This is a genomic window from Amycolatopsis pithecellobii (assembly GCF_009707865.1).
Lineage (GTDB): Bacteria > Actinomycetota > Actinomycetes > Mycobacteriales > Pseudonocardiaceae > Amycolatopsis_E > Amycolatopsis_E pithecellobii.
Map to the genome: position 1 here is coordinate 17,359 of NZ_WMBA01000029.1, position 23,959 is coordinate 41,317.

General features: G+C 69.4%; 22 protein-coding genes. 15 read left to right on the plus strand and 7 right to left on the minus strand.

Annotated elements, in window-relative coordinates:
* Window positions 1-5 precede the first annotated feature (5 nt).
* The 3 genes from GKO32_RS18960 to GKO32_RS18970 are packed head-to-tail and all read right to left on the minus strand — an operon-like array spanning window position 6 to window position 5,083.
* On the minus strand, window positions 6-1,106 hold the full coding sequence (locus tag GKO32_RS18960) for an enolase C-terminal domain-like protein (protein ID WP_154758220.1): 1,101 nt from the start codon (window positions 1,104-1,106) through the stop codon (window positions 6-8).
* Window positions 1,103-4,048 (minus strand): FAD-binding and (Fe-S)-binding domain-containing protein, encoded by a 2,946-nt coding sequence (locus GKO32_RS18965; protein ID WP_312868114.1) that lies wholly within the window; start codon window positions 4,046-4,048, stop codon window positions 1,103-1,105. Before GKO32_RS18965 ends, GKO32_RS18960 begins: the two co-directional genes overlap by 4 nt.
* Before the next feature lie 18 nt (window positions 4,049-4,066).
* Entirely contained in the window at window positions 4,067-5,083 is a 1,017-nt protein-coding gene (locus GKO32_RS18970) for an SDR family oxidoreductase (RefSeq protein ID WP_166459645.1), read from the minus strand.
* Window positions 5,084-5,119: 36 nt separating this feature from the next.
* On the opposite strand from GKO32_RS18970, the gene GKO32_RS18975 reads away from it, so the two are divergent.
* From GKO32_RS18975 to GKO32_RS19000, 6 genes are all read left to right on the plus strand, one after another.
* Window positions 5,120-5,578: a MarR family winged helix-turn-helix transcriptional regulator gene (locus GKO32_RS18975; RefSeq protein WP_312868115.1), complete on the plus strand. Its 459-nt coding sequence runs from the start codon at window positions 5,120-5,122 to the stop codon at window positions 5,576-5,578.
* A gap of 98 nt (window positions 5,579-5,676) precedes the next feature.
* Window positions 5,677-6,861, plus strand: coding sequence for an MFS transporter (locus GKO32_RS18980; protein WP_154758222.1), 1,185 nt, complete (start codon window positions 5,677-5,679; stop codon window positions 6,859-6,861).
* Between the two features lie 75 nt (window positions 6,862-6,936).
* Complete coding sequence (locus GKO32_RS18985; protein ID WP_154758223.1) at window positions 6,937-7,776, plus strand: LLM class flavin-dependent oxidoreductase; 840 nt, start codon at window positions 6,937-6,939, stop codon at window positions 7,774-7,776.
* Window positions 7,773-9,851 carry an FAD-dependent monooxygenase gene (locus GKO32_RS18990; RefSeq protein WP_312868116.1) on the plus strand — a complete coding sequence of 693 codons (2,079 nt, stop codon included), beginning with the start codon at window positions 7,773-7,775 and terminating at the stop codon, window positions 9,849-9,851. The genes GKO32_RS18985 and GKO32_RS18990 overlap by 4 nt, the downstream gene beginning before the upstream one ends.
* A complete protein-coding gene (locus GKO32_RS18995; protein ID WP_154758224.1) occupies window positions 9,848-10,540 on the plus strand; it encodes an SDR family NAD(P)-dependent oxidoreductase in 693 nt (230 codons plus the stop codon). Before GKO32_RS18990 ends, GKO32_RS18995 begins: the two co-directional genes overlap by 4 nt.
* Window positions 10,537-10,956, plus strand: coding sequence for a RidA family protein (locus GKO32_RS19000; RefSeq protein WP_312868117.1), 420 nt, complete (start codon window positions 10,537-10,539; stop codon window positions 10,954-10,956). Before GKO32_RS18995 ends, GKO32_RS19000 begins: the two co-directional genes overlap by 4 nt.
* Here GKO32_RS19000 and GKO32_RS19005 read toward each other — a convergent pair.
* Complete coding sequence (locus GKO32_RS19005) at window positions 10,938-11,648, minus strand: FadR/GntR family transcriptional regulator (RefSeq protein ID WP_312868118.1); 711 nt, start codon at window positions 11,646-11,648, stop codon at window positions 10,938-10,940. The genes GKO32_RS19000 and GKO32_RS19005 overlap by 19 nt on opposite strands.
* A 202-nt stretch (window positions 11,649-11,850) precedes the next feature.
* Here GKO32_RS19005 and GKO32_RS19010 point away from each other — a divergent pair, with 202 nt between their 5' ends.
* The 5 genes from GKO32_RS19010 to GKO32_RS19030 all read left to right on the plus strand — a co-directional run bounded on the left by GKO32_RS19010 (window position 11,851) and on the right by GKO32_RS19030 (window position 17,668).
* Complete coding sequence (locus GKO32_RS19010) at window positions 11,851-13,182, plus strand: MFS transporter (protein ID WP_154758225.1); 1,332 nt, start codon at window positions 11,851-11,853, stop codon at window positions 13,180-13,182.
* 167 nt (window positions 13,183-13,349) lie between these two features.
* Window positions 13,350-14,690: a phenylacetate--CoA ligase family protein gene (locus tag GKO32_RS40195; protein ID WP_208024459.1), complete on the plus strand. Its 1,341-nt coding sequence runs from the start codon at window positions 13,350-13,352 to the stop codon at window positions 14,688-14,690.
* Window positions 14,683-14,892, plus strand: coding sequence for a hypothetical protein (locus GKO32_RS19020; protein WP_154758226.1), 210 nt, complete (start codon window positions 14,683-14,685; stop codon window positions 14,890-14,892). The genes GKO32_RS40195 and GKO32_RS19020 overlap by 8 nt, the downstream gene beginning before the upstream one ends.
* Window positions 14,893-14,915: 23 nt before the next feature.
* On the plus strand, window positions 14,916-15,461 hold the full coding sequence (locus GKO32_RS19025) for a gamma carbonic anhydrase family protein (protein WP_154758227.1): 546 nt from the start codon (window positions 14,916-14,918) through the stop codon (window positions 15,459-15,461).
* Window positions 15,458-17,668, plus strand: a complete 2,211-nt coding sequence (locus GKO32_RS19030; RefSeq protein WP_208024460.1) for an anthranilate synthase component I — start codon at window positions 15,458-15,460, stop codon at window positions 17,666-17,668. The genes GKO32_RS19025 and GKO32_RS19030 overlap by 4 nt, the downstream gene beginning before the upstream one ends.
* On the opposite strand, the gene GKO32_RS19035 is transcribed toward GKO32_RS19030, so the two are convergent.
* The gene (locus GKO32_RS19035; protein ID WP_154758228.1) at window positions 17,580-18,128 is read right to left on the minus strand and encodes an Lrp/AsnC family transcriptional regulator; all 549 of its coding nucleotides are present in this window, start codon (window positions 18,126-18,128) and stop codon (window positions 17,580-17,582) included. The two genes, GKO32_RS19030 and GKO32_RS19035, sit on opposite strands and share 89 nt — an antisense overlap.
* Before the next feature lie 130 nt (window positions 18,129-18,258).
* On the opposite strand from GKO32_RS19035, the gene GKO32_RS19040 reads away from it, so the two are divergent.
* Genes GKO32_RS19040 through ilvC form a run of 4 tightly spaced genes read left to right on the plus strand, consistent with a single transcriptional unit; the run spans window position 18,259 to window position 22,472 of the window.
* Window positions 18,259-19,212 carry an enoyl-CoA hydratase/isomerase family protein gene (locus GKO32_RS19040; protein WP_154758229.1) on the plus strand — a complete coding sequence of 318 codons (954 nt, stop codon included), beginning with the start codon at window positions 18,259-18,261 and terminating at the stop codon, window positions 19,210-19,212.
* A 6-nt stretch (window positions 19,213-19,218) separates the two neighbouring features.
* Window positions 19,219-20,379: an acyl-CoA dehydrogenase family protein gene (locus GKO32_RS19045; RefSeq protein WP_154758230.1), complete on the plus strand. Its 1,161-nt coding sequence runs from the start codon at window positions 19,219-19,221 to the stop codon at window positions 20,377-20,379.
* A 21-nt stretch (window positions 20,380-20,400) separates the two neighbouring features.
* A complete protein-coding gene (locus GKO32_RS19050; RefSeq protein ID WP_154758231.1) occupies window positions 20,401-21,492 on the plus strand; it encodes an acyl-CoA dehydrogenase family protein in 1,092 nt (363 codons plus the stop codon).
* Window positions 21,489-22,472 carry a ketol-acid reductoisomerase gene (ilvC, locus tag GKO32_RS19055; protein ID WP_376765977.1) on the plus strand — a complete coding sequence of 328 codons (984 nt, stop codon included), beginning with the start codon at window positions 21,489-21,491 and terminating at the stop codon, window positions 22,470-22,472. Before GKO32_RS19050 ends, ilvC begins: the two co-directional genes overlap by 4 nt.
* Before the next feature lie 4 nt (window positions 22,473-22,476).
* Here ilvC and GKO32_RS19060 read toward each other — a convergent pair whose 3' ends face one another.
* Entirely contained in the window at window positions 22,477-22,992 is a 516-nt protein-coding gene (locus GKO32_RS19060) for an AsnC family transcriptional regulator (protein WP_166459646.1), read from the minus strand.
* Between the two features lie 180 nt (window positions 22,993-23,172).
* The gene (locus tag GKO32_RS19065; protein ID WP_154758234.1) at window positions 23,173-23,955 is read right to left on the minus strand and encodes an SDR family NAD(P)-dependent oxidoreductase; all 783 of its coding nucleotides are present in this window, start codon (window positions 23,953-23,955) and stop codon (window positions 23,173-23,175) included.
* Between the last annotated feature and the right edge of the window lie 4 nt (window positions 23,956-23,959).

Below are 23,959 nucleotides of genomic sequence, written 5' to 3' on the forward strand. Positions count from 1 at the left end.
CCGGCTCAGACGGCGAAGGCCTGCAGGTCGGCGTCCTTGAGCGCGAAACCGTGCCCGGCGGCGGACGGATCCGGCCGCACCTGGCCGCCGGTCGGATCGAGGGCGCCGTCGAGAAATTTCGTCGCGATCCGGTCGTGATCGGCGAACCACTCCAGGTGCCGGACGTTCGGGGTCGCCGCGGCCACATGCGCCGCGAGGTGAGGCGCGCAATGGGCGGAGACCTCGAGGTTCGCGGCGGCGGCGAGCGCCGCGATCCGGCGCCATTCGGTGTAACCGCCGCAGCGGGTGACGTCGATCTGGAGGCAGTCCACGGCACCGGCGTCGATCATCCGCGCGAAGTAGGTCAGGTCGTAACCGTATTCGCCCGCCGCGATATCCGCCGCCGTCGCCGTGCGCAGGGCGGCGAGGCCGGCAAGATCGTCGCTGGAGACCGGTTCCTCGAACCAGGACACACCCAGCTGGTCCAGCATCGGGCCGAGGCGGCGGGCCTGCCCACAGTGGTAGCCGCCGTTGGCGTCGACGAACAGTTCCACGCTGTCGCCGATGACATCGCGAGCCGTCCGCATCCGGGTGAGGTCCCGGTCGATGCGGTGACCGCGGTCCTCACCGATCTTGATCTTCACGGCGGGCAGGTGCTGCTCCTGGACCCAGATGTCGAGTTGATCGTGCAGTTCGTGGGTCGACTGGTTGGTGAACCCCCCGCTGCCGTAGACGGCGACCTCGTCGTGCACCCGGCCCAGCAGCTGTGATACTGGGATGTCGAGGACACGGGCGGCGGCGTCCCACAGTGCAATGTCCACAGCGGACAGTGCACAAGAGACCAGGCCTGGCCGCCCGAGGTTGCGCACCGCCCGCTGCATCGCCGACCACTGGGCCGGCACGTCCAGCACAGGTTGGTTTTCGACCAGGGGCGCCAGAAACCCGGTGATCAGCGGGACGCATGCCTCGTGGGCGTAGGTCCAGCCGAGCCCGGTGACGTCCCCGGCCCTGATGTGCACGGCCACAAGGGTCGTGCCGGTCCAGCGCAGGGTGGCATCGGCCTCGGGGCCCGGCGTCGGGATGCGATACGCCGCCGCACGGACCTCGTTCACCACGGGATCGCTCATGAGGATGCTCCTCCGGCGAGTAGTTCGGCCAGGTGCACGGCGCGCCGCCCGTCGAACTCCTCGATCTGGGTGCGGCAGCTGAACCCGTCGGCCAGCACAGCCGTGTCCGATGTGGACTCTTGCAACCGGGGCAGCAGCACACGTTCGGCAGCGGCCCGGCTCACGTCGAGGTGACCGCGTTCGAAGCCGAAATTACCTGCCAGGCCACAACATCCCGAGTCCAGCCGTTCGACTTCGGTCCCGGCGGCCTCCAGTAACCGGCGGTCGGCGTCCCAGCCCAGCACGGCGTGCTGGTGACAATGCACCTGCGCCACCGCGCGTCCACCGCGGGCAGGCGGGCGGTATCCGGGGGAATGCTCGGTGAGCAGTTCGGCGAGCGTGACGGTCTGCCGGCGCAGGCGCCGCACGTCGTGATCTTCGGGGAACAACTCGGCGGCATCGGACCGGAACACCGCCGTACAGCTGGGTTCCAGACCGAGCACGAGCCCACCACGCCGGACATGGGGCGCGAGCGCCTGCACCGTGCGGGTCAGCACGCGCTTGGCGACTCCGAGCTGACCCGTGGAGATCCACGTCAGCCCGCAGCACAGCGGTTGCGCCGGCATCACCACGCGCCAGCCCGCGTCTTCGAGCAAGCGCACCGCGGCTTGCCCGATCTGCGGGTGGAAGTGGTTGGTGAAAGTGTCCGGCCACAGCAGCACTTCGCCGCGAGCGCCGGCACCCTGCTGACCGCGTCCCGCGAACCAGCGTTGCAGCGTCTGCTTGGCAAACGCGGGGATCTCGCGGTTTTCGATGCCCGCCGCCGCCGTCGCCAGCCTTGCGAGGCTGCGGGTGTGCGTGGCGGCGTTGATCAGCCGGGCACTCCGTGTGCTCGCGACAGCCTGCGCCGCGACCGGCAGCCAGCCCAGCGCGTAGTGGGCACGCGGTCGTCGCCACGGGCGGTGCCGGTAGTGCTGGGCGAGGAACTCGGCCTTGTAGGTTGCCATGTCCACATTGGCCGGACAGTCCGTCTTGCATCCCTTGCACGCCAAGCACAAGTCCAGCGCGTCAGCCACGGCTTCCGAGCGCCAGCCGTCGGTGATCGGGCCGTCGCCGTGCCCGTTGAGCATCTCGAACAGCAGCCTCGCCCGGCCGCGGGTGGAATGCTCTTCCTCGCCGGTGACCTGATAGGACGGACACATCACCTCCCCGCCTTCGGTGACGTGCTGGCGGCAGCGACCCACGCCGACACAACGGTTCGCGGCCTGTGCGAACGAACCGCCGTCGTGCGGGAACCGGAAATACAGGCTCTGCGTGGTGGCCGGCGACCAGTCGCCGCCGAGGCGAAGATGCGTGTCCAGCGGATAGGGGGCGATCACCTTGCCCGGGTTCATCCGGTCGTCCGGATCGAAGATCGCCTTGAGCCGGCCGAACGCGCGAGTGACTTCGGGGCCGAACATCGTGGGCAGGAGCTCGCCGCGGGTCTGCCCGTCGCCGTGCTCACCCGACAACGAGCCGCCGAATTCGGTGACCAGCTGGGCCGCACGCTCCAGGAACCGGCGGTAGGTAGCGACCCCGTCGGCGGTGTACAAGTCGAACGGGATGCGGGTGTGCACGCAGCCGTGTCCAAAGTGGCCATACAGCGCGGGCCCGGTTTCGCCCTCGTAACCGAATTCCGTGTACAGCGCGCGCAATCGGTGCAGGTATTCGGCCAGCCGGCCGGGCGGGACCGCCGAGTCCTCCCAGCCTTCGAAGGTGTCCGGCTCACCGGGAATATGCGCGGTGGCACCAAGTCCAGCCTCCCGCACCTGCCACAACTCGGCCTCGTGTTCGGGATCGTCGAGAAGGCGGTGCGGCGTCTCGGGTAGTACGTCGATCAGCCGATTCGCACGCGTGGTGGCCTCGTCAAGGGTTTCGCCCCCGAACTGCACCATCAGGAATGCGCGGCCGTTCGGAAGCTGGTGTCGCGCCTCGGACTTGAGGCGCTTGATCTCTTCGTCGCGCAACAGCTTGGCGTCCAGGCCTTCGAGCGCGATGGGTTCGTGCGGCAAGACGTCCGTGACCGCGCCGGCCGCCTCCTCCACGTTGCGGTAGCCCAGCACGACCAGGGTTCGCTTGCGCACCACGGGAACCAGCTTGAGCTTGGCCCGCAGCACGGTGACCAACGTCGATTCGCTGCCGACCAGCAGACCGGCGACGTCGAAACCGTGTTCGGGCAGCAACGAATCGAGGTTGTAGCCGGAGACCCGACGCGGAATGTCGGGGTAGCGCGCCCGGATTTCGTCGGCATACTCGTCACGTAGCTGCCGCAGCTGCCGGTAGATGGTCGCCCGGCTGTTGCCGTGCCGCTCGATCTCGGCGTACTCCTCGTCACTGGTCGGCCCGCACCAGAAGCGAGTGCCGTCGTAGCACAGCACTTCCAGCGCCGCGATGTTGTCGACGACCTTGCCGGTGCGCTGCGCGGTGGCACCGCACGAGTTGTTGCCGATCATGCCACCCAGCGTGCAGTTGCGGTGGGTGGCCGGCTCCGGCCCGAACCGCAACCCGTCGGAGGCGAGCTGCTGGTTCAGATCGTCGAGCACGATACCGGGTTGCACCACGCAGGTTCGCTCGCCGGCGTCCACGCTTTCCAGGCGATGGCAGTACTTCGACCAATCCAGCACGACGGCGGTGTTGGTGCCCTGCCCGGCCAGGCTGGTCCCGCCGCCGCGCGAAAGTACTGGCGCGCCGAACTCGCGGGCCACCGCCACCGCCTCCACGGCGGCCTCGATGGTGCGCGGCAGCACAACCCCGAGCGGGACCTGCCGGAAGTTCGAGCCATCGGTCGAATACGCGGCGCGGCTGCCGGCGTCAAACCGCACCTCTCCGTCCACACGTGACCGTAACGCGTCGGCAAGGCCAGCATTGTCCACTGTGGATTGTGGGGGCCGGAGCACCGGGTCCGGCAGCTGGGACGTGGTCACATCCGCTCCTTTCGGGGGTCAGCGTCGCAGGATCCCGGCGAGCGCCGCGAGTGCCGCCCCGCCCGCTGCCGCGGCGACGGTCCCGTGATGCTGCGAGGCCCACAGCTGGGGGCTGCGGCGGTGTGAGCTCTGGTCGAAATCTCCGTGCGCTCCGGCGTCGGTGCCGGGCGCCGCGTCGACCGGTGCCCACAGGTTCACCGGCTGGTCCGGGTCATGCGGTTGATCGGTCTGCTGGGAGGAGAACCCGGTGCGCCCCAGGTAGCGATCCAGCACGCCGGGGGCGACGGCGTTGGCGATCAGGGTGGCCACCGTGTTGCCGCCGACCCAGTACTCCCGCCGGCGCGGGTGCTCGGCCGCGTAGACGATGGCCCGCGCGGCGACCTCCGGCTGGTAGATCGGTGGTACCGGCTGGGCCTGGCGCCGCAGCCGCGACAGCACCCAGGTGAACTGGGGCGTGTTCACCGCGGGCAGCTGCACCATCGTCACCCGCACTTCGCTGCCCTCGTGCAGCAGCTCGCAGCGCAGCGACTCGGTGAATCCCTGGATCGCGTGCTTGGCTCCGCAATACGCCGACTGCAGCGGGATGCCGCGATAGGCGAGCGCGGAACCGACCTGCACGATCACCCCGCGGTCCCGGTGCCGCATCCGCTTCAGCGCCGCGCGGGTGCCGTGCACATAGCCGAGGTAGGTCACCTCCGTCACCCGCCGGTATTCATCCGGCCCGATGTCGATGAACGGGGCGAACACCGAGGTGAACGCGTCGTTGACCCAGACCGAGATCGGGCCGAGGGTCTCCTCCACCTTGCCGGCCGCCTGGTCGACGGCTTCGTAATCGGCGACGTCCACCGTGAGGGGCAGTGCGGTCGCGCCGGCACGTTCGACCTCCTCGGCCGCCGCGTCCAGCCCCCCGCCGCCGCGGGCCAGCAACGCCACGGCGTAACCACGCCGGGCGAAAGCGCGGACGGTGGCCCGGCCGACCCCGCCACTGGCGCCGGTCACCACCACCACCGGTGCATCGGTGCGTGAATGCATCATTCAGCTCCCTTCGTTCCGGGGGTTTACCATCATTGCGTGACGCAAACGTCGAAGTCGGAAACCGACGCGGCACTGGCCACATTGCGCGCGATGGTGGCGATTGCCGACGCCACCGTCGAGCACAGCAGCGGCCGGCTCACCCTCACCCAGTTCCGCACCCTGCGCGCGATCGCCGAGCGAACCCCGGTGACGATGAGCCAGGTCGCCGCCGAACTGGACATCAACCCCTCATCGGTCACCAGGGCATGCGAGAAGCTGGTGGCCGAGAAGTTGATACACAGAGCGCAAAATCCGCTGAACAAGCGGGAGACGCTGCTCGCACCGACCGCTGCGGGCCACTCGCTGGTCAACCGCGTCGATCACGACCGGCGGCAGGCGCTCGGCGCCGTCCTCGAGCGGCTCGACCCGAGCGTGCAGGACGCGGTCATCCCGGTATTCGAGGCCTTCGCCGAAGCGGCCTTGCACATTCACCCGGACGGTACCGGCGGGCAATAATTGCTTTACGCAAGTGTTGCTGGACGATGTGCTGCGACATTGGAGTGATCTGAAAGCCGCCGCCTGCCGCGCGCGGCCGTGACAAGAACAATCACAGCATGGTCAACCCACGGGTGCATATCCTCGCGTTCGGCACCTTCACGGTCGGCACCGAGGGGTACGTGATCGCGGGCCTGCTGCCGGAGGTGGCGCGCGATCTGCACACCACGGTGGCCGTCGGCGGTCAGCTGGTCACGGTGTTCGCGCTGGCCTACGCCCTCGGCGGCCCACCGCTCATCGCGCGGTTCCGCCGGGTCCGCCCCCGGCGGTTGCTCGTCGGCGCAGCGCTCGGTTTCGCGGTGGCCAACGTGCTGGCGGCGTGCGCTCCGGACCTCGGCACGCTCATCGCCGCCCGTGTCGTGGCGGCCGCCGGCGCGGCGTTGTTCATGGCGCCCGCGGCGGCTTTTTCCGCCGCGCTGAGCAAACCGGAGGACCTGCCACGGGCCATTGCGCTCACCGCCACCGGCAACGCCCTCGCGCTCACCGCGGGTGCGCCGATCGGCACCGTGATCGGCTCGGCTTTCGGCTGGCGGGCGGCGTTCGTGTTCGTCGCGGTGCTCGCCGTCGCGGCCGCCGTACTGGTCAGGCTCCTGTTGCCGGACGTGCCACCGGCCGCGGGCGGCGCCGGTGACCGGGCGGAACTGCTCAGATCGCCGGCGGTGCGGTGGGGTTTCATCACGACGTTCGGCCTGCTGCTGGCGACGTACACCCTGTACACGTACCTGGCGCCGGTGACGGCGGCGGCCACCGGCCGCGGCAGCGACACGGTCGCGTCGCTGATGGCCGTTTTCGGGATCGGCGGGCTGGCCGGGGGCCGGCTGGTCGGGCGCCTCCTCGCCCGCCACGACCTCGGCCGGGTGCTGCGGATCGGGCTGCTGTCGGTCGCCGCGATGATGATCGTCATCGCGGTACTGACGGCGACCGGCCCCGGCGAGACTGTGCACCTGGTGGTGCTGTTCCCGGCGGTGTTGTTGCTGGGCACGGCGTTCTGGTGCGCGGGGATCAGTCAGCAGACACGGTTCGCCCTGCTCGCGCCCACACAGCGATCGGCGGCGCTGAGCCTGCACTTCTCCGCGCAGTTCCTCGGGGTAGCCGCGGCCGGAGCGCTCGGCGGGCTCACGCTGGCGGCGACGTCGGCGACCGGGACGGTGGTGACCGCGGCCGTGATCGCCCTGCTGGCGCAGGTGGGAGTCCGCAGGCTGCCGTCGCGAGCCGCGGAGGAACCACAGGACGAACGATCATAATTCTTGCCTCCAACCGAGAATTTGTCTTAACATCGGATGTTGCACTGACCGTTTGACAAGTCTCACGGGGGCGTGATGCAGGTCGGAATCGGACTTCCCAGCACCGTCCCCGGTACCACGGGGGCCACCCTGTGCGAGTGGGCGCGGCGCGCCGACGCCGGGCCGTTCAGCACGCTCGGCGTGCTGGACAGGCTGCGCTACGACAGCGTCGATCCGTTCGTGGCGCTGGCCGCCGCCGCGGCGGTGACCGAACGGATCGGCCTGGCCACGACGATCGCGATCGGCCCGCTGCGCCGCGCCGCGATGCTGGCCAAGGAAGCGGCCTCCGTGCACGCGTTGGCCCCGGGCCGGATGACGCTCGGGCTCGCGGTCGGCGCCCGGCCGGATGACTACGAGGTGGCCGAGGCCGCCTACGAAAACCGGGGCACGGCCTTGTCGCGAGAACTGGCCTACCTGCGTGGTCCCTTCGACTCGGCGGGCATCGGACCCGCCACAAAGTTCGGCGCCGGTGGCATCCCGGTGCTGATCGGTGGCGCCGGCGGGGCCGCGCTGACCAGGATGGCCCGGTACGCCGACGGTTACGTGCACGGCGGCGGCCCGCCACGGGCCTTCGCCTCGGCGGCCACGAAGGCGCGTGCGGCGTGGCGCGATCTCGACCGCCCTGGCGAACCCGTGTTGTGGGGCCAGGGGTACGTGGCGCTGGGCGACGCCGACCGCGGCCGCGACTACCTGCTCGACTACTACGCGTTCACCGGACCGTTCGCCGCCCGCATCGCGGCCGGTGTGCTCACCGACGCGGATTCGGTACGCGACTTCGTACGCGGCTACGCCGGAGAGGGCTGCGACGAGTTGCTTTTGTTCCCCACCACCGGCGATCCCGACGAAGTGGATCGGCTCGCGGAGATCCTGTCGTGAAGGTCGTCGTACTCGGGGGCGGCCCCGCCGGGTTGTACGCCGCGATTCAGTTGCGCAAGTCCGGGCACGAGGTGGTGGTGCTCGAACGCAACGCGCCGGACGCGACTTTCGGTTGGGGCGTGGTCTTTTCCGAGGAAACCCTCGGCTCACTCCGCGACGCCGACCCGCCGACCTACGTACGGATCCGCGACTCGTTCGCCCGATGGGCAGAAGTAGACATCAGGTTCCGTGGCAGGACCATTCGCTCTCGCGGACACGTGTTCTCCGCGATCGCACGCAAGCGGTTGCTCGCCATCTTGCAGGAACGGGCGCGGGAACTGGGTGCGTCACTGCGGTTCGAGACCGAAGTGGACGGTCCCGCCGGGGTCGAGGCCGACCTGGTGGTCGCGGCCGACGGGGCGAACAGCCGCAGCCGCGCCCAGCTCGATTTCGGGGCCCGCACGCGTCCGCAGGGCGGCAAGTACGTGTGGTTCGGTACGGATCTGGTGCTCGACGCCTTCACCTTCGCCTTCCGGGAAACCGAGCACGGGCTTTTCCAGGCACATGCCTATCCCTTCGACGGGCACACCAGTACCTGGATCGTCGAATGCGCAGAGGACGTGTGGCGCGCCGCTGGTCTGGACCACCTTGACGAAGCGGGCAACATCGCGTTCTGCCAGGAGCTGTTCCGGGCCGAGCTGGCTGGGCACCGGGTGCTGTCCAACCGGTCGCTCTGGCTGGATTTCCCGCTGGTGCAGTGCGATCGGTGGCACCGGGACAACGTCGTACTGCTCGGTGACGCCGCGCACACCGCGCATTTCTCCATCGGCTCCGGCACCAAACTCGCGATCGAGGACGCGATCGAGCTGGCGACCGCGCTGGAGGGGGCGGGCGAACTCGACGTGGCGCTGACCGAGTACGAGTCGGCGCGAAGGCCCATGGTGGAACGGTTTCAGCAGGCGGCGGCCGACAGCGCCGGTTACTTCCTGCGGACCGCGCGCTACCAGCGGTTCGAGCCCGTGCAGTTCGCGTTCAACCTGCTCACCCGCAGCGGCCGGATCACGCACGCCAATCTGACGCAACGCGATCCGCACCTGGTGCGGGCGCTCGACGCCTTCTGCCGCCTCGGTGAACCCGCGCCGCCGGGGGCGGTCGCGGCGCCGCCGATGTTCAGCCCGCTGACGGTGGGCGGCCTGCGGCTGGCTAACCGGATCGTGGTGGAAACTCCGGACGAGGCCGGTGCACCGGAAAAGGCCGCCACCGGTGCAGGTCTGGTGCTGGCCGGCCCGGTGGCGATCGACCGCGCCGCACGGGTGAGCCCGGAGACCCCCGTACTGTCCGAAGTGGACTGGACCGTGGTCGCGGCAAAGGTACGGGAGGCGGGTGCCCGGCTCGGGGTCCGGCTGACACACGCCGGCGCGCGCGGGGCGACGCAGGCTTCCTCGGAAGGCGTGGACCTGCCGTTACCGCCATCGCAGTCGTGGCCCCTGGTGGCGGCATCGCCGATTCCGTATACGCCGTTCGCGCCGGTTCCGTCCCAGCTGAACGAAGCCGAACTGGACCAGGTACGCACGGCTTTCGCCGATGCAGCAACGAAAACCGCTCTGTCCGAAGTGGACTTGCTGGAGCTGGACATGGCCGACGGCCGGTTGCTGGCGGGGTTCCTGTCCCCGCTGACCAACCGGCGCACCGACCGCTGGGGACAGGACAGGTGGGCTTATCCGCTGTCGGTACTGGACGCGGTGCGGGCGGCGTGGCCCGCGGGCAGGCCACTGTCGGTGCGGTTGACCGTGGCCGATCGGTTCCCCGGCGGGCTGACCGAGGACGAAGGGATCCGGCTGGCCCGCGCCGTGCGGGAACACGGCGCCGATCTGGTGCACGTACGCGCCGGCCATTCGGTCGCCGACAGCCGGGCGGACTACCGGAGCGGACACCTGACTGCACTGTCCGATCGGGTCCGGACCGAAGCGGGCGTACCCACGCTGGTGAGCGGCTATCTGACCACCCCGGACGAGGTGAACACCGCCGTCGGCGCGGGTCGCGCGGACCTGTGCGTGCTGGCCCCGGTGACGCTGGAGCCGGTGATGCCGGGATGAGCGCCCGCAGGATCGTCGTCACCGGCGGCACCCGCGGTATCGGCGCGGCGATCGCGGCGCGCTTCCGGGCCGCGGGCGACGAGGTGATCGCGATCGGGCACGCGGAATGCGACGTGACGGACGAAGCCGCCGTGGCCGCGTTCTTCGACCGGACCGGGCCGGTGGACGTGCTGGTCAACAACGCCGGTGTCGCCAGCAGTGCACCACTGGCGAAAACGACGGTGCAGCAGTGGCAGAAAGCCATGGCTGTCAACGCATTCGGCGCGTTCCTGTGCACACGGGCGGTGCTGCCCGGGATGCTCAGCCGGGACAGCGGCCGGATCGTGACGGTGGCCTCCACCGCGGGGTTGGCCGGCACGCGGTACACCGCCGCCTACACGGCCGCCAAGCATGCCGCGGTCGGGCTCATGCGAACCGTGGCCGCGGAGGTGGCCGGGACCGGGGTGACGGCGAACGCGGTCTGCCCCGGCTTCGTGCGCACCGATCTGACGGCGGAATCCGTGCGTACCATCGTCGCCCGAACCGGCCGCACGGCGCAGGAAGCCGAAGCCACGCTCGCCGGGATGAACCCGCTGGGGCGGCTGCTGGATCCGGCGGAGGTGGCCGCCGCGGTGGGCTATCTCGCCGACCCGGGTTCCGGCGCGGTCAACGGGCGCGCGCTCGCACTCGACGGAGGGGGAATCCCGTGAGCCCGCACCGGGTGGTCGACTCGCCACTGCTGGCCACACCGACCGGGTTCGCGCATGCGATCGTCGCCGCCCCTGGCGCACTCGTCCACTTGGCGGGGCAGACCGCACAGGACCGCGACGGGCAGATCGCCGGGACGACCATGGCGGAGCAGTTCGACGTGGCGGCGGGCAATGTGGTCACCGCGTTGCGGGCGGCGGGCGGCGTGCCGGAGGATCTGGTTTCGATGACGGTCTACGTGACCGACGTCGGCGCGTACCGGGCCGCGTTGCGACCGCTGGGCCGGTTGTGGCGCAAGCATTTCGGCCGACATTACCCGGCGATGGCGCTGCTCGGGGTGCGGGAGTTGTTCGACGCCACGGCCATGATCGAAATGGTCGCAGTGGCCGTGGTTCCTCGTCAGTCCGAAGTGGACTGAGCGGGCTCGTCGTCGCCGGTGTACTGGTGCACCAGCGCTTTGGCCTCGTGCAGGTGGCTCAGGGTGCGCTCCCTGGCGGACGTCCCGTCGGAGCGGCGGATGGCCGCGAGGATTTCACGATGTTCCTTGACCGCCTTGCTGATCTGGCCCGGCAACCGCAGCGCGGCGCGGCGTTCCGCACCGACCAGGGACAGTACCGAACGCAACAACGCGGCCACGTCGTCGTTGCCGGCGTTCTCCGCGATGACCCGGTGGAACTCGGCGTCGGTGGCGATCACCCGCAGCATGTCGCCGCCGGCCGCCGCCTCCTCCATTTCCGTCACGTTGGCCCGCAGCTTGGCGAGCACCGGTTCGGTGTGCTGCTGGGCGAGCCGCTCGGCGAGTGTCGGTTCGACCATCATGCGCAGGTCGAACAGCCGGTCCACCAGCTGGTCGTGCTCACGGAACCAGCTGCGCAGCTGCCTGTCCCCACTGTCACGGTCCCGCACGTAGGTGCCCGAGCCCGGGCGGATGGAGACATATCCGATCGAGTCCAGCACCCGCAGCGCCTGGCGCAGCGAGCCGCGGCTGACGTCGAGCTGGTCGCACAGCTTGCGTTCCGCGGGCAACCGAGACCCCGCGGGGAGCTCGCCGCTGTCGATGAGCGCACGCAGGTGATCCACGGTTGCGCTCCACACCTGCTCCTGTGCCACAGGGGAATCCTGCCTGATCACGGGCGGCCTGTCAGTCCGTCTGACGGCAGGACGACGGCCCCAATTGGTTCTACCGATTTTCGCCGCACTCTGTTAGCGTCGCTCTGCCGAGACGACCGGCGCGCCCGACCGGCGACGCTGTGCCGTCATCACCGACAGGGGGGTCGGACAAACGGCCTCACCCGGGTTGCGAGGAGAGGTCATGACCGACTTGACGTCCGCGGCGATGCGGAAGGCCACCAAACGGCTGGTCCCACTGATGGCGATCTGTTATTTCGTCGCCTATCTCGATCGCACGAATCTTTCCGTCGCCGCGCTGACCATGAACAAGGAACTCGGCTTCAACGCGACGACCTACGGTTTCGGCGCCGGCGTGCTCTTTCTGGGGTATGTGCTGCTCGACGCGCCGAGCAACCTGATCATGCACCGGGTCGGCGCCCGGCGGTGGATGGCCCGGATCATGATCGTGTGGGGAATCGTGGCCGCGGCCTGCGCGACGATCTCCGGCGAGGTCAGCTTCTTCGTGCTGCGGTTTCTGCTCGGCGTGGCCGAGGCCGGGTTCTTCCCCGGCATGATCCTCTACTTGACCTACTGGTTCCCGGCCGCGCGGCGGGCCACTGTGACCGGCCTGTTCATGGTGGCGGTGCCGTTGTCGACGGCACTGGGTGCACCGCTGGGCGGACTGCTGCTCAAACTCGATGGGGCGGCGGGGCTGAGCGGCTGGCAGTGGTTGTACCTCGCCGAGGGCGTGCCCGCGGTCATCCTCGGGATCGCGCTGCTGTGGCTGCTGCCCGACCGGCCGGCGAAGGCCAAGTGGCTGACCGACGAGCAGCGCACGGCGATCGAGGATGTGCTCGCCAAGGAGACGGCCGAAACCGAGAAGGGCAACCCGATGCCGGTGCGGCGCGCGTTGCTGCACGGCAGGACGCTGGCGCTGGGCCTTGTCTACTTCGGGATCGCTTTCGGGCTCTACGGTCTCGGTTTCTGGATGCCGCAGATCATCAAGTCCAGCCTGGAAATCAAGGACAATCTGAGCGTCACGTTGCTGACCGCCGCGCCCTATGCGGTGGGTGCGGTGGCGATGGTGGTCTGGGGCCGCGCGTGTGACCGGGCGGGCAAGTCGGCCACATACACGATGCTGCCCATGGTGGTCGGCGGGGTGGCGCTGGTCGTTTCGGCGTTCCTGACGAGTGCGCCGTGGCTGGGCTACGCGGGGCTGTGTGCCTGTGCGATCGGCGTGATGGCGGCGTTCCCGGCGTTCTGGACGATGCCCTCGGCGTTCCTGGCCGGCGCCGCGGCGGCAGGGGCGATCGGGATCATCAACTCCATCGGCAACCTCTCGGGGTTCATCGGGCCGTACTGGGTGGGCTGGATGTCCAGCCTGTTCGGGTCGGCTCAGTGGGGCCTGGTCACCATCGGCCTGGTGATGACGGCGGGCGGGATGCTGGCCCGCAGCCTCGGTGACACGCCACGTGGGTACGCCTCCGAGCCGCGCGGGGTGTCGTCGACGCTGGCCACCCCTCCGCAGAGCTGACTGTCCGGCCTCTCGGTACGCGGGTGCACAAATGTGCACTCAAGCCCGATCGAACTTGCCACTTGCTTGGTGACCCGTCCTCTCAGTAGAGTGACATATGTCAGAAAAACCATAGCTTGAGCCAGTCAATCGATCATTTTCTGGCACAACGGCTTTTCGATTGTGCGGTGGCAATCTCCATGCACACGTTCTGGAATCCGCGTACCGAGACGCTCGACCGGCCCGGTCTCGAACGGCTACAGGCGGCGAAGCTGCGTCGCGTCGTCGCCTGGGCGGCCGACCGGAGCCCGTTCTACCGGCAGCGGCTCGCCGATGCGGGCGTGACGCCGGCCGACCTGCACACGGTCGCCGACGTCACCGCCCTGCCGCTGCTGACCCGGGACGAGTGGATGGCGGCGCAGACGGCCTCCCCGCCCTACGGGACGTTGCCCGCGATCGAGGCACACCAGGCCGTCCGGGTGCACACCACGAGCGGCACCACCGGGCGGGAACCGTTGCGCGCACTCGACACCCGCAAGGACTGGGCGTGGGCGGCGGAAATGTGGTGCTACGGGTTGTGGGGCGCAGGGGTGCGCCCGGCCGACACCGCCTATGTGGCCTTCGGCTACGGCTCGTTCATCGGGTTCTGGGGACTGCACTACGGGCTGGAGAAGATCGGTGCGCTGGTGGTTCCCGGCGGCGCGCAGGACACCGCGAACCGGGTGCGCCAGATCGTCGACTTCGGCGCGACGGTGGTGGCCTCGACTCCGACCTACGCGCTACGGCTCGCCGAAGAGGCCCGAGCACTGGGCGTCGACCTTCCTTCGTCCACTGTGGACAAGGTGATCCTGTCCGGCGAACCAGCCGGGTCGATCCCCGCCACCAAGCAGCTCATCGAAGAGCAGTGGGGCGCACGGGCCTTCGACACCGCCGGGATGACCGAGGTGTCAACGATCTTCATGTTCGAATGCGCCTACCAGCCTGGCGGCGCGCACATCATCGAGGACCACCTGCTCGAAGAGGTGCTCGAACCGGGTGGCGACACCCCCGTCGGATACGGCGAGCTCGGTGAGCGAGTGGTGACGAGTTTCGGGCGCAGCGCGGTGCCGTTGTTGCGGTACCGCACCTCGGATCTGGTGATCAGAGAACCCGGCTCGCGGTGTGCGTGCGGCCGGATATTCGACCTCTATTCCGGAGGTGTGCGTGGGCGGGTCGACGACATGAAACTGGTCCGTGGCACCAATGTCTACCCGCGGGCGGTCGAGTCGATCGTGCGCGGACATCCGGAGATCAGCGAGTTCCAGCTGCGGATCAGCCGCGAGGGCACGCGTGACGAAATCACGCTCAGGGTGGAGGCCGGCCGGGCCGACGACGGCCTGCGGAAGCGGCTGCTCGACGAGCTGGCCCAGGCGCACGAGGGGCTGCGGTTCCGCGTCGAGTTCTGCGAACCGGGCGGGTTGCCGCGGTTCGAGCTCAAGGCCAGACGGCTTGTCGACGACCGGCCGGAAATGGTGCCGGCACATGTCTGAACCAACCGATCTGCTCGGCGCGCCGCTGAATGCCGCCGAGAAGCGCATTGTCACCGTGTACCAACAACTCAAGGACCTGCTCGGGCGGGACGACCTCGCCCCGAGCACCCAGGCCAATCTGCGCAACGCGCTGGCCGCGGTGGCCATCGCGGTCACCGATCTGGGCCTTGTGTTCGAACACCTCACCGAGCTCGAGATCTGAACCGGCCGGAAGGAGGTCAGCCGATGGCGGACCTGACGTTCACCCTCGACGGCGCCACCCCGGAACTGGCTGGGGACGTCTTCGTCGCACCCACCGCGGCGCTGATCGGCGCGGTGCGGATCGGACCTGGCGCGAGCATCTGGTTCGGGGCGGTGCTGCGCGCCGATCAGAACCGGATCGAAATCGGCGCCGGGACGAACATCCAGGACAACGCCGTACTGCACGCCGATCCGGCGGACTACCCGGGATATCCGGTGCTGCTCGGCGAAGACGTCACGGTCGGGCACGGCGCGGTGCTGCACGGGTGCAGCGTCGGCTCCGGCGCGCTGATCGGGTCCGGGGCGATCGTGCTCGACGGGGCTTCCATCGGCGCCGGGGCGCTCGTGGCCGCGGGGGCATTGGTGCCGGCGGGCCGGGAGATCGAGCCGGGCGTGCTCGCCGTCGGGTCACCGGCGAAGGTCGTGCGGGAACTCACCGAGCAGGAGCGGGCCGGTCTGGTCCGCCCGCCCCAGCTGTACCGGGCGCTGGCCGAAAGGTATCTGCGGCAAGGAAAGGCAGCGGCACGGTGATCGTCGAGCGAACCGAATTCGACACCGCGGGCGGGTTGCGGATCCGGCGGACGAGCGCCGCCGCAACCGACCGGGACTGGCAGGAGCTGCTCGCGGGGGTCGATCACCGGCCCGGCGGCGTGCTCGAATGCCAGGTGACCTACCCGGGCCGCTACCTGCCGTGGCGCCTCGGCTTCGCCGATCCGTACGTCGTATACGAGTCCACCGGGACCGGCTTCCGGTTCCTGAGCCTCCGCTCGGACGCGCGTCCGGTGCTCGATTTCCTTTACGCCGCACTGAAATCCGCGCCGGCCATCGCGGACCTGTCGTGGTCGCCCGACGGATTCACCGGCCGTATCGAGACCACCGAAGGGGAGCTGACGGAGGAGCAGCGCACGTTGCGCCCGACCGCGGTGCACCCGTTGCGGGCGACCGGCGCGGCGCTGCGCACCACGGCGGACGCCTATCTGGGCTGGTACTGCGCCTTCGGTTACGAACTGCTGACCCAATGGGACCCGATCGAGCCGCGCCTGCCGCGTCCGGACGACCTGCGCACGGTGGTGGCGTATCTGCCGGGCAGGCTGCTCGTCGCCGGGGCCGACGGGGACGCGCTGACCGAGCACGTCTACCGCTGCGGGGACCCGGATACACCGGTGCCGGACGGCACCGCGGACTACGTGCGGACAGCCGAAAGCTCGCACTCGCTGCCCGGCTGCACCGCCGATGCGGAGCGTTATCAGGCCGGGGTGCGGGAGGCGTTGACGCGCTTCCACCGCGGTGATCTGTTCGAGGTGGTGCTGAGCCAGACCATCGTCCAGCCGGTGCGGCAAAGCCCGGCCGCCGTTTACCGGCGCCTCACCACCGCGAACCCCAGCCCGTACCAGTTCTTGCTGAACCTGGGCCGCGGCGAGTTCCTGGTGGGCGCTTCCCCGGAGATGTTCGTGCGGGTGCGCGGGGATCGCGTCGAGACCTGCCCCATCTCCGGCACGGTCAGCCGGGGTGCGGACGCGCTCGACGACACCGTGCACATCATGACTTTACTCAAGTCCGAAAAGGACGAAGCCGAGCTGACGATGTGCACCGATGTGGACCGCAACGACAAGTCGCGGGTGTGCCGCCCCGGCACGGTGGAGATCATCGGGCGACGGCAGATCGAGCTGTACAGCAAGCTCATCCACACCGTGGATCACGTGCAGGGAAGGCTGCGCGACGACTGCGACGCGTGGGACGCGTTCCTGAGCCACATGTGGGCGGTGACCGTGACCGGCGCGCCGAAACGGGCCGCCACCCAGTTCATCGAGGACCACGAAACTTCGGCCCGGCGCTGGTACGGCGGCGCGGTCGGAGTCGCCCGGTTCGACGGGTCGATGGAAACCGGGCTCACCCTGCGGGCCGCGCGGATGTGCGAAGGCTCGGCCGAGATCAGGGTCGGGGCCACACTGCTGGCCGACAGCGACCCGGCAGCGGAAGAGGCCGAGACGCGGCTCAAGGCGGCCGCGGTCGTCGCCGCGATCGAAGGCCCCGCGCCCGTGACTCCCGTAGCCGCGGCTCAGGCGGAACCGGATGGCCCGTCCGTGCTGGTCGTGGACCACGAGGACTCGTTCGTGCACACCCTCGCCGACTACTTCCGCCAGGCCGGCTGCCTCACCACGACCCGGCGGTGGGGCTTCGCCGAACACCACCTGGACGAAGCCGATCTCGTCGTGCTGTCGCCGGGCCCGGGCCGTCCCGAGGACTTCGTCGTGCGGGAAACCATCGAGCGCTGCGTGCGCCGGGGACTGCCGGTATTCGGGGTCTGCCTCGGTTTGCAGGGCATCGTCGAGTACTGCGGCGGGCGGATCGGGACGCTGCCCCGGCCGGTGCACGGGCGCGGCACCAAGATCACCGTCACCGAGCCCGGTGACCCGCTGTTCGCCGGGCTGCCGGAACGATTCGTCGCCGGGCGCTACCACTCGCTACGCGCCCGGCAGCTCGATTTGCCCGGCGAACTCCGGATGACGGCGCAAAGCGACGACGGCGTGGTCATGGCCGTGCGCCACCGCAGGCTGCCACTGCTGGGCGTGCAGTTCCATCCCGAATCCCTGCTGACACTGGACAACCGCAACGGGCATCGCCTCGTGTCCAATGTGGTCACCGAGTTCAGTCGGCGCTCGGACGCCGCGACGTCAGCTCCTCCGGTTCGGCCCCGCCAGGGAGGTGCTTACGCCGATGCTCGCTCTGCAGAATGATCATCGCCTCGTTGCGCTGGATGTTGGGCATCTTGTGCAGCACCTCCAGCATGATCTCCCGCAGGTGCAGGTGATCACGAACCCGGAGGCTGATCACCAGGTCCCACGTTCCGCTGGTCACGTGCACCGCCTGCACCTCGTCCACGGCGAGCAACTCGCGGACGGTTTCGTCCACGTCCTGCTGCCGGTTGAGCTGCGTGCCGACGAGCACGTCCATCCCGAAGCCGAGGGCGCCGGCGTCGACATCCGCGTGGTAACCGAGGATCACGCCCGTCGACTCCAGCCGGTTGACCCGCTCGGTGACCGCGCCGGGAGACATGCCGATCTCCCTGGCCAGCGCTCGCGAGGAACGCCGCGCGTCGGCGGTGAGCAGTTCGAGGATCCTGCGGTCGATCTCGTCCAGCCGGGAGCTGTTCGGACCTGCCGGCTGGGCGGCTTTGCGCAGACCGGGGCTTTTCACCTGATGACCTCCTCCGGAAACAGTGTCCTGCCAGCGGCGGGTTTTTCCGTACGAAAGTTTACCGTTCGGGTTTCGAACTGCATATGTGTCCAGTCAAGACAAGTTTCGATCGAGACATCCGGGAGTAGCGATGGCGAGGGTTGCGGGCCTGGCCGGCGTGGCGCACCAGTCGTTCGACACGGTGCGATACGAACGTGACGGCTGGGTCGCCACGATCACGATCGACCGGGAACGCACGCTCAACAGCTTCTGCCTCCGGTTGTTCGAGGAGATCCAGGACGCCCTGCGGATCGCCGAACGCGACGACGCGGTGGCGGTGGTGGTGCTGACCGGCGCGGGTGAGCGGGCCTTCTGTTCCGGCGCCGATATCCGGGAGCACTGGGAGCTGTGCCAACGGCCGCGGGACTACCTCAAGTGGATCCGCGAGTTCGTGGCCATGCAGACGGCGCTGATGCGCTGCCCCAAACCCACCATCGCCCGGCTCAACGGGTTGGTGCTGGGCGGGGGCAACGAGCTGAACATGGCTTGCGACCTGGCGATAGCCGCCGACGATGTGATCATCCAGCAGGCCGAGCCCGCCCGCGGCAGCGTCTCCGGGATCGGGGTCACCCAGTGGCTGCCGCTCGCGGTCGGAGACCGGCGCGCGCGGGAGGCGATCTTCCTGTGCGAGCCGATCAGCGCCACCCAGGCGGTGGAGTGGGGCATGATCAACCACGCGGTGCCGCGGGCCGAGCTCGACACCGCGGTGGCCGCGATGGCGGGCAAGCTGGCCGACAAGTTCCCCGAAGCGTTGCGCTACGCCAAGGTCCAGGTCAACGCCCTGCGCGAGCAGGTGTGGTCGGCGACCGCACCCCACGCCGCCGAATGGCTGGCCATCCACGCCGGCTCCCCCGAAGCACACGAAGGCATGCGGGCGTTTCTGGACAAGCGCGAGCCGGACCGCATCGGGCTGCGCGAGCGCGCGGTCCGCGACGAATCACCGGAGTTCGCCGATGGCCCCCCGGTCGGTGAGTGCCCCGAATGCGGGGCGCGGCAACTGCCCGAGCGGCACGCCTTCTGCGGTCACTGCGGCACGAAGTTGTGAGTTGCCATGGACTTTCGTGAGACGGATGAGGAAACCCGCTTCCGGTTGGAGCTACGGAAGTGGCTGGCATCGGTGCCGCATCGCCGGCAGGGCTCCGCGGATGACAGCGATACGGTCGCCATGCGGTTCACCGCGGGCCGGCGGTGGCACAGCGCGCTCGCCGAGGGCGGCTGGCTCGGATTGGACTGGCCCACCGAATACGGCGGGCGCGGGCTGGACGGGGCGTACCAGATCATCCTCAACGAGGAGCTCGACGCCATCGACGCCCCACAGCTGGCCACCTGGGTGGGGGTCGAACTGGTGGCGCCGACCTTGCTGCGCTGGGGTTCGCCCGCGCAACGAGAGCGGCACCTGCCGCCGATCCTCGCCGGGACCGAAGTGTGGTGCCAGGGCTTTTCGGAGCCCGATGCGGGGTCGGACCTCGCCGCGGTCCAGACCACTGCGACCCGCACCGAGACGGGTTTCGTGCTCACCGGGCACAAACAGTGGACGAGCTGGGCGCAGTTCGCCCAGTACGCATTGGTGCTGGCGCGAACCGGCGAGGAGAGCGCCCGGCACCGGGCGCTGACCTGTTTCATCGTGCCACTTTCGGCGCCGGGGGTGCGGGTCACGCCGATCCCGATGCTCTACGGCGACGCCGAGGAATGCGACGTGCACCTGGATTCCGTGCACGTGCCCGCCGATGCCGTGGTGGGTGAGGTGGACCAGGGCTGGCAAGTCGTGATGACCAGCCTCAGCCTGGCCAGGGGCGCCGCGACGCTCGCCCGCATCCGCACCCTGGGCAGCCTGTACCGGCACTTCGCGACCGAGACACTGGCCGCACGGACCGCACATGACGTCCTGCCGCAGCCGTTGGCACTGACCGGCGCGCGCCTGGAAGCGTTGCGGTTCCTGGCTTATCGCAAGATCGGGGAAATGGTGGAGGACGGCGAGCCCGGCCCGATCGCCTCCACGGAAAAGCTGTTGTGGGCCCGGTTTTCGACCCAGCTGGCGGAGCTGGCGCTGGACAGCGCGGGCCTGCTGGGTGTCACCGAGGCCGGCCCGTGGGGTGGTTCCACCGGCTGGCGCCGCCACCTCTACCGGTCATTCGCCAACGAGATCGAGGGCGGCACCAACGAAATCCAGCGCACCATCATCGCCAGGCACGTCCTGGGGCTGCCCTGCTGAAAACCCGGACGGAGCGCATCCATGAGGTTCACTCTCACCCAAGACCAGATCGCCTTACGCAGTAAGGCGGCGGAGTCCTTCCGGCCGCTGCCGGTGCCGTGGCCGCCCTATCCCGGCGACCGGCTGATGCCTGCCGAGCCGGCCGACGACCGGCAGGAGGTCACGCAGTTCGGCGCGCTCATCGACGGGGTGTGGGACGGCGAGCCCGCCGCGGGTGACGACCGGCTGCTGCGCACCGCGCTGGTCGCCGAGGCGGCAGGCGGCGCCTTCCCGGTGTCGAGCATCGTCGAACTCGTCCTGCTGCGCAGGCTGGCCGCCGGTTCCGCGGAACTGGCCGAAGCGCTGGCCGGACGGCGGCATGTTGCGGCGTTCTCGTGCGCTCCGGGGACGCCGACCGCGCGGTTGCGCCGGGCGGGCCGCAACTACCAGCTGAGCGGACGGTGTCAGGCCGTGTGCAGTCAGCCCGCCGACCGCGTTTTGTTGCCGGCCAAGCAGGACGGGCGGATCGTGCTGGTATCGGTGGACCCGGCCGAGCCCGGGATCGAGGCCACTGAACGGCATCCGGTCGCGGCCGGAACCACCTTGCTGGAACTGGATTTCACCAACGCGCGGCTGGCCCCGGACCAGGTTTTTCCGCTGCCCGCAACGGCAGGATCGCTCACCGACCTGAACTCGCTGGGCCGGCTGCTGTCCGCCGCCGAACTGGTCGGGGTCATGCAGTGGGCACTCGACGCCGCGGTCGGACGGGCACGCACCCGGCAGCAGTTCGGCCGCCCGATCGGTGCGTTCCAGGCCGTCGCCCACCAGTGCGCGGACCTGCTGTGCACGGTCGAACTGTGCCGCTCGCTGGTTTACGCCGCCGCGGTCACCCACGACGGCGGCGGTATCCCCGACCGGCGCCTGGCCGCACAGGCGTGGCTGCTGGTCTGGCACGAGTCGCTCGGGGTGCTGACCACGGCGCTGCACCTGTTCGGCGCCGACGGGCTTCGCTGGTCCGAACCACTGCACCTGCAACTCAAGCGATGCCAGCTGCGCCGGCAACTGTGGGGCGATATGCACGAGGTGTCCAGCTATCTGACCGAAACACGGCCCACCGGGAACGGAGGAGTTTGATGGCCCAGGTACTCACCAGCGCCGATATCGATCAGACCATACTGCTGGAAAAACCGGTCGCGGTGCTCGGCTACGGCTCGCAGGGGCGCGCGCAGGCGTTGAACCTGCGCGACTCCGGGGTGGACGTGCGGGTCGGTCTACGCGACGGCGCGCCCTCCGCGGAGCGCGCACGGGACGACGGGATGCGCGTGGTCGACGTGCCCACCGCCGTCGCCGAGGCGACGCTGGTCGCCATGCTGATCCCGGACACCGCCGCGCCCGCCGTGTTCCGGGAGTGGGTGGCGCCGGATCTCGCACGGGGCGACGCGGTGCTGTTCGCGCACGGGTTCAACGTCCATTACTCCACTGTGGACATTCCGGCGACGGTGGACGTGATCATGGTGGCGCCCAAGGCACCGGGTCATGCGGTCCGCACCACCTTCGCCGACGGGCACGGCGTCCCCTGCCTGACCGCGGTGTCGCAGGACTTCACCGGGCAGGCAACGGAACTGGCCAACGCCTATGCCGACGCGATCGGTGGCGGCCGGGCCGGAATCCTCGCCACGACCTTCGCCGAGGAGACCGAAACGGACCTGTTCGGCGAGCAGTCCGTGCTCGTCGGCGGTGTCACCGGGCTGATCAGGACCGCGTTCGAAGTCCTGGTCGATGCGGGCTACCAGCCGGAGTCGGCGTACTTCGAGTGCGCCCACGAGCTGAAGCTGGTCGTCGATCTCATTTACGAGCACGGGCTCGCCGGGATGTACCGGTTCATCTCGGACACCGCCGAATTCGGCGACTACCACACCGCGAACCGCCCGGTGTGGAGCCAGGTTCGCGCGCATTTCACCGGCCTGCTGCAAGAGATTCAGGACGGCCGGTTCGCCCGGACCTGGATTGCGGAGGACGAGTCCGGCCGCGCCATGTTCCTGGCCGCCCGCAAGGCCGCAGCCGGCCACCCGATCGAAGAGGTCGGCGAGCGGTTGCGCGGGCTCACCCGGTGACGGATCAGGGCGAACGCACTCTGCCGCCGCCCGTACCCCGGTGAACCTTGACGTAGGTACGCCGGATGCGGGCCACCTGGTAGGAGCCCGGGAAGGCGGGATGGGAAAGGGCGTGCAGCAGCTGCCGGTGTTCGTGCTCGTCGGCCTCGACGTGCAGCACCGAACTCCAGCGGCCTGCGGTGCGATAGACAGTCCGGATGGCGGAGCCGGGCACGGTGCCGTCCGTGGCCGGATCGCCCGGCGTGGACATCGCGACGAACAGGTCCGCCGTGTCCGGTGGGATGCCGGTTCGCTCCGTGCACACCACCGCCCGGCAACCGCGCAGAACGCCGAGCTGGCCCAGCCGCCGGAGCCGGCGTTCGGCCGCCGCCGCGCTCAGACCGGTGGCACGGCCCAGCGCGGCCGACGAGAGCCTCGGGTTGAGCATGAGCACCTCCACCAACGCGCGGTCGGCGTCGTCGATACCTGGTGTGACTTCCCGGCCGGAGCCGCGATCTGAGGCGGGTTTCGCCCTGGTCATGGTCCCTCCAGCGGCAAACGCGCGCGACGTACACGTTCGCATTCGCCCTTTGGTCCTATAAACCCCCAGCTCATGCCAGACTGGTACTACCAGTTCACGCTGTCAAGTCCATGACCTTTTTCAAATGAATATTTCATTCCGCGCAACGAATGCGGGATCGAATTCGAAACCGGTATTCCCTTACCCGAACGAGCGGACAGCACCACCTTCGCATCGGACCGCCGCGCCGTTCGTCAGGCTCGCCAGCGGGCTGGCGATGAACGCGACGGTGCTCGCCACCTCCTGCGGCCGGGCCACCCGCTGGACCAGTGACGCGGGCACGACCTCGTTGAGGATCATCGATTCGAACTGGTCGTACGCCAGCCCCGACTCGGTGGCCAGCCGGTGAAACCCTTCGGTCTCCGTGGCACCGGCGAGGACGGTATTGACCGTCACGGCTGTCCCCCGCGTCTGCTCGGCCAGTCCCCGCGAGAGCGAAAGTCCGGCCGCCTTGGTCACCGCGTAGTCGAGGGCGAAAGGTGAAGACGTCACGGACAGATCGCTGCCGAGAAACACGATGCGCCCGGAGTTGCGCGCCAACATCAATTTCAGGTGGTGCCGGGCGAGCCGCACCCCGCTCATCACGTTCGTCTCGAACTTCCGGCGCCATTCCTCGTCCTCGATTTCGAAGAACGGCGGCGACCCGTAGGTCGCGGCGTTGTGCACGACGATGTCCACCTCCGGCGCCGCTTCCAGGACGGCGGCCGTGCCCGCATCGGTGGACAGATCCCCTGCTGCCGCACGGAGATCTGCATCCGGCTGCTCCTTCAGCAGCTTCTCGCGAGCTTCCGCCACGCGTTCCGGCGAACGCCCGTTCAGATACACCGAGCAGCCCTCCGCGGCCAGCTTGCCGGCCACCGCGAAGCCGATCCCCGCGGTCGATCCGGTGACGAGCGCGCTACTGCCTTTCAGGCCCAGGTCCATGCGT

Bases quoted from the DNA above. Each gene is read 5' to 3' on its own strand.
- GKO32_RS19045 (WP_154758230.1), top strand. From the start codon at position 19,219: ATGGACTTTCGTGAGACGGATGAGGAAACCCGCTTCCGGTTGGAGCTA.
- GKO32_RS18960 (WP_154758220.1), bottom strand. From the start codon at position 1,106: ATGAGCGATCCCGTGGTGAACGAGGTCCGTGCGGCGGCGTATCGCATC.
- GKO32_RS19040 (WP_154758229.1), top strand. From the start codon at position 18,259: ATGGCGAGGGTTGCGGGCCTGGCCGGCGTGGCGCACCAGTCGTTCGAC.
- GKO32_RS19020 (WP_154758226.1), top strand. From the start codon at position 14,683: ATGTCTGAACCAACCGATCTGCTCGGCGCGCCGCTGAATGCCGCCGAG.
- GKO32_RS19060 (WP_166459646.1), bottom strand. From the start codon at position 22,992: ATGACCAGGGCGAAACCCGCCTCAGATCGCGGCTCCGGCCGGGAAGTC.
- GKO32_RS19065 (WP_154758234.1), bottom strand. From the start codon at position 23,955: ATGGACCTGGGCCTGAAAGGCAGTAGCGCGCTCGTCACCGGATCGACC.
- GKO32_RS18970 (WP_166459645.1), bottom strand. From the start codon at position 5,083: ATGATGCATTCACGCACCGATGCACCGGTGGTGGTGGTGACCGGCGCC.
- GKO32_RS18985 (WP_154758223.1), top strand. From the start codon at position 6,937: ATGCAGGTCGGAATCGGACTTCCCAGCACCGTCCCCGGTACCACGGGG.
- GKO32_RS19050 (WP_154758231.1), top strand. From the start codon at position 20,401: ATGAGGTTCACTCTCACCCAAGACCAGATCGCCTTACGCAGTAAGGCG.
- GKO32_RS18995 (WP_154758224.1), top strand. From the start codon at position 9,848: ATGAGCGCCCGCAGGATCGTCGTCACCGGCGGCACCCGCGGTATCGGC.
- GKO32_RS19025 (WP_154758227.1), top strand. From the start codon at position 14,916: ATGGCGGACCTGACGTTCACCCTCGACGGCGCCACCCCGGAACTGGCT.
- GKO32_RS19010 (WP_154758225.1), top strand. From the start codon at position 11,851: ATGACCGACTTGACGTCCGCGGCGATGCGGAAGGCCACCAAACGGCTG.
- GKO32_RS18980 (WP_154758222.1), top strand. From the start codon at position 5,677: ATGGTCAACCCACGGGTGCATATCCTCGCGTTCGGCACCTTCACGGTC.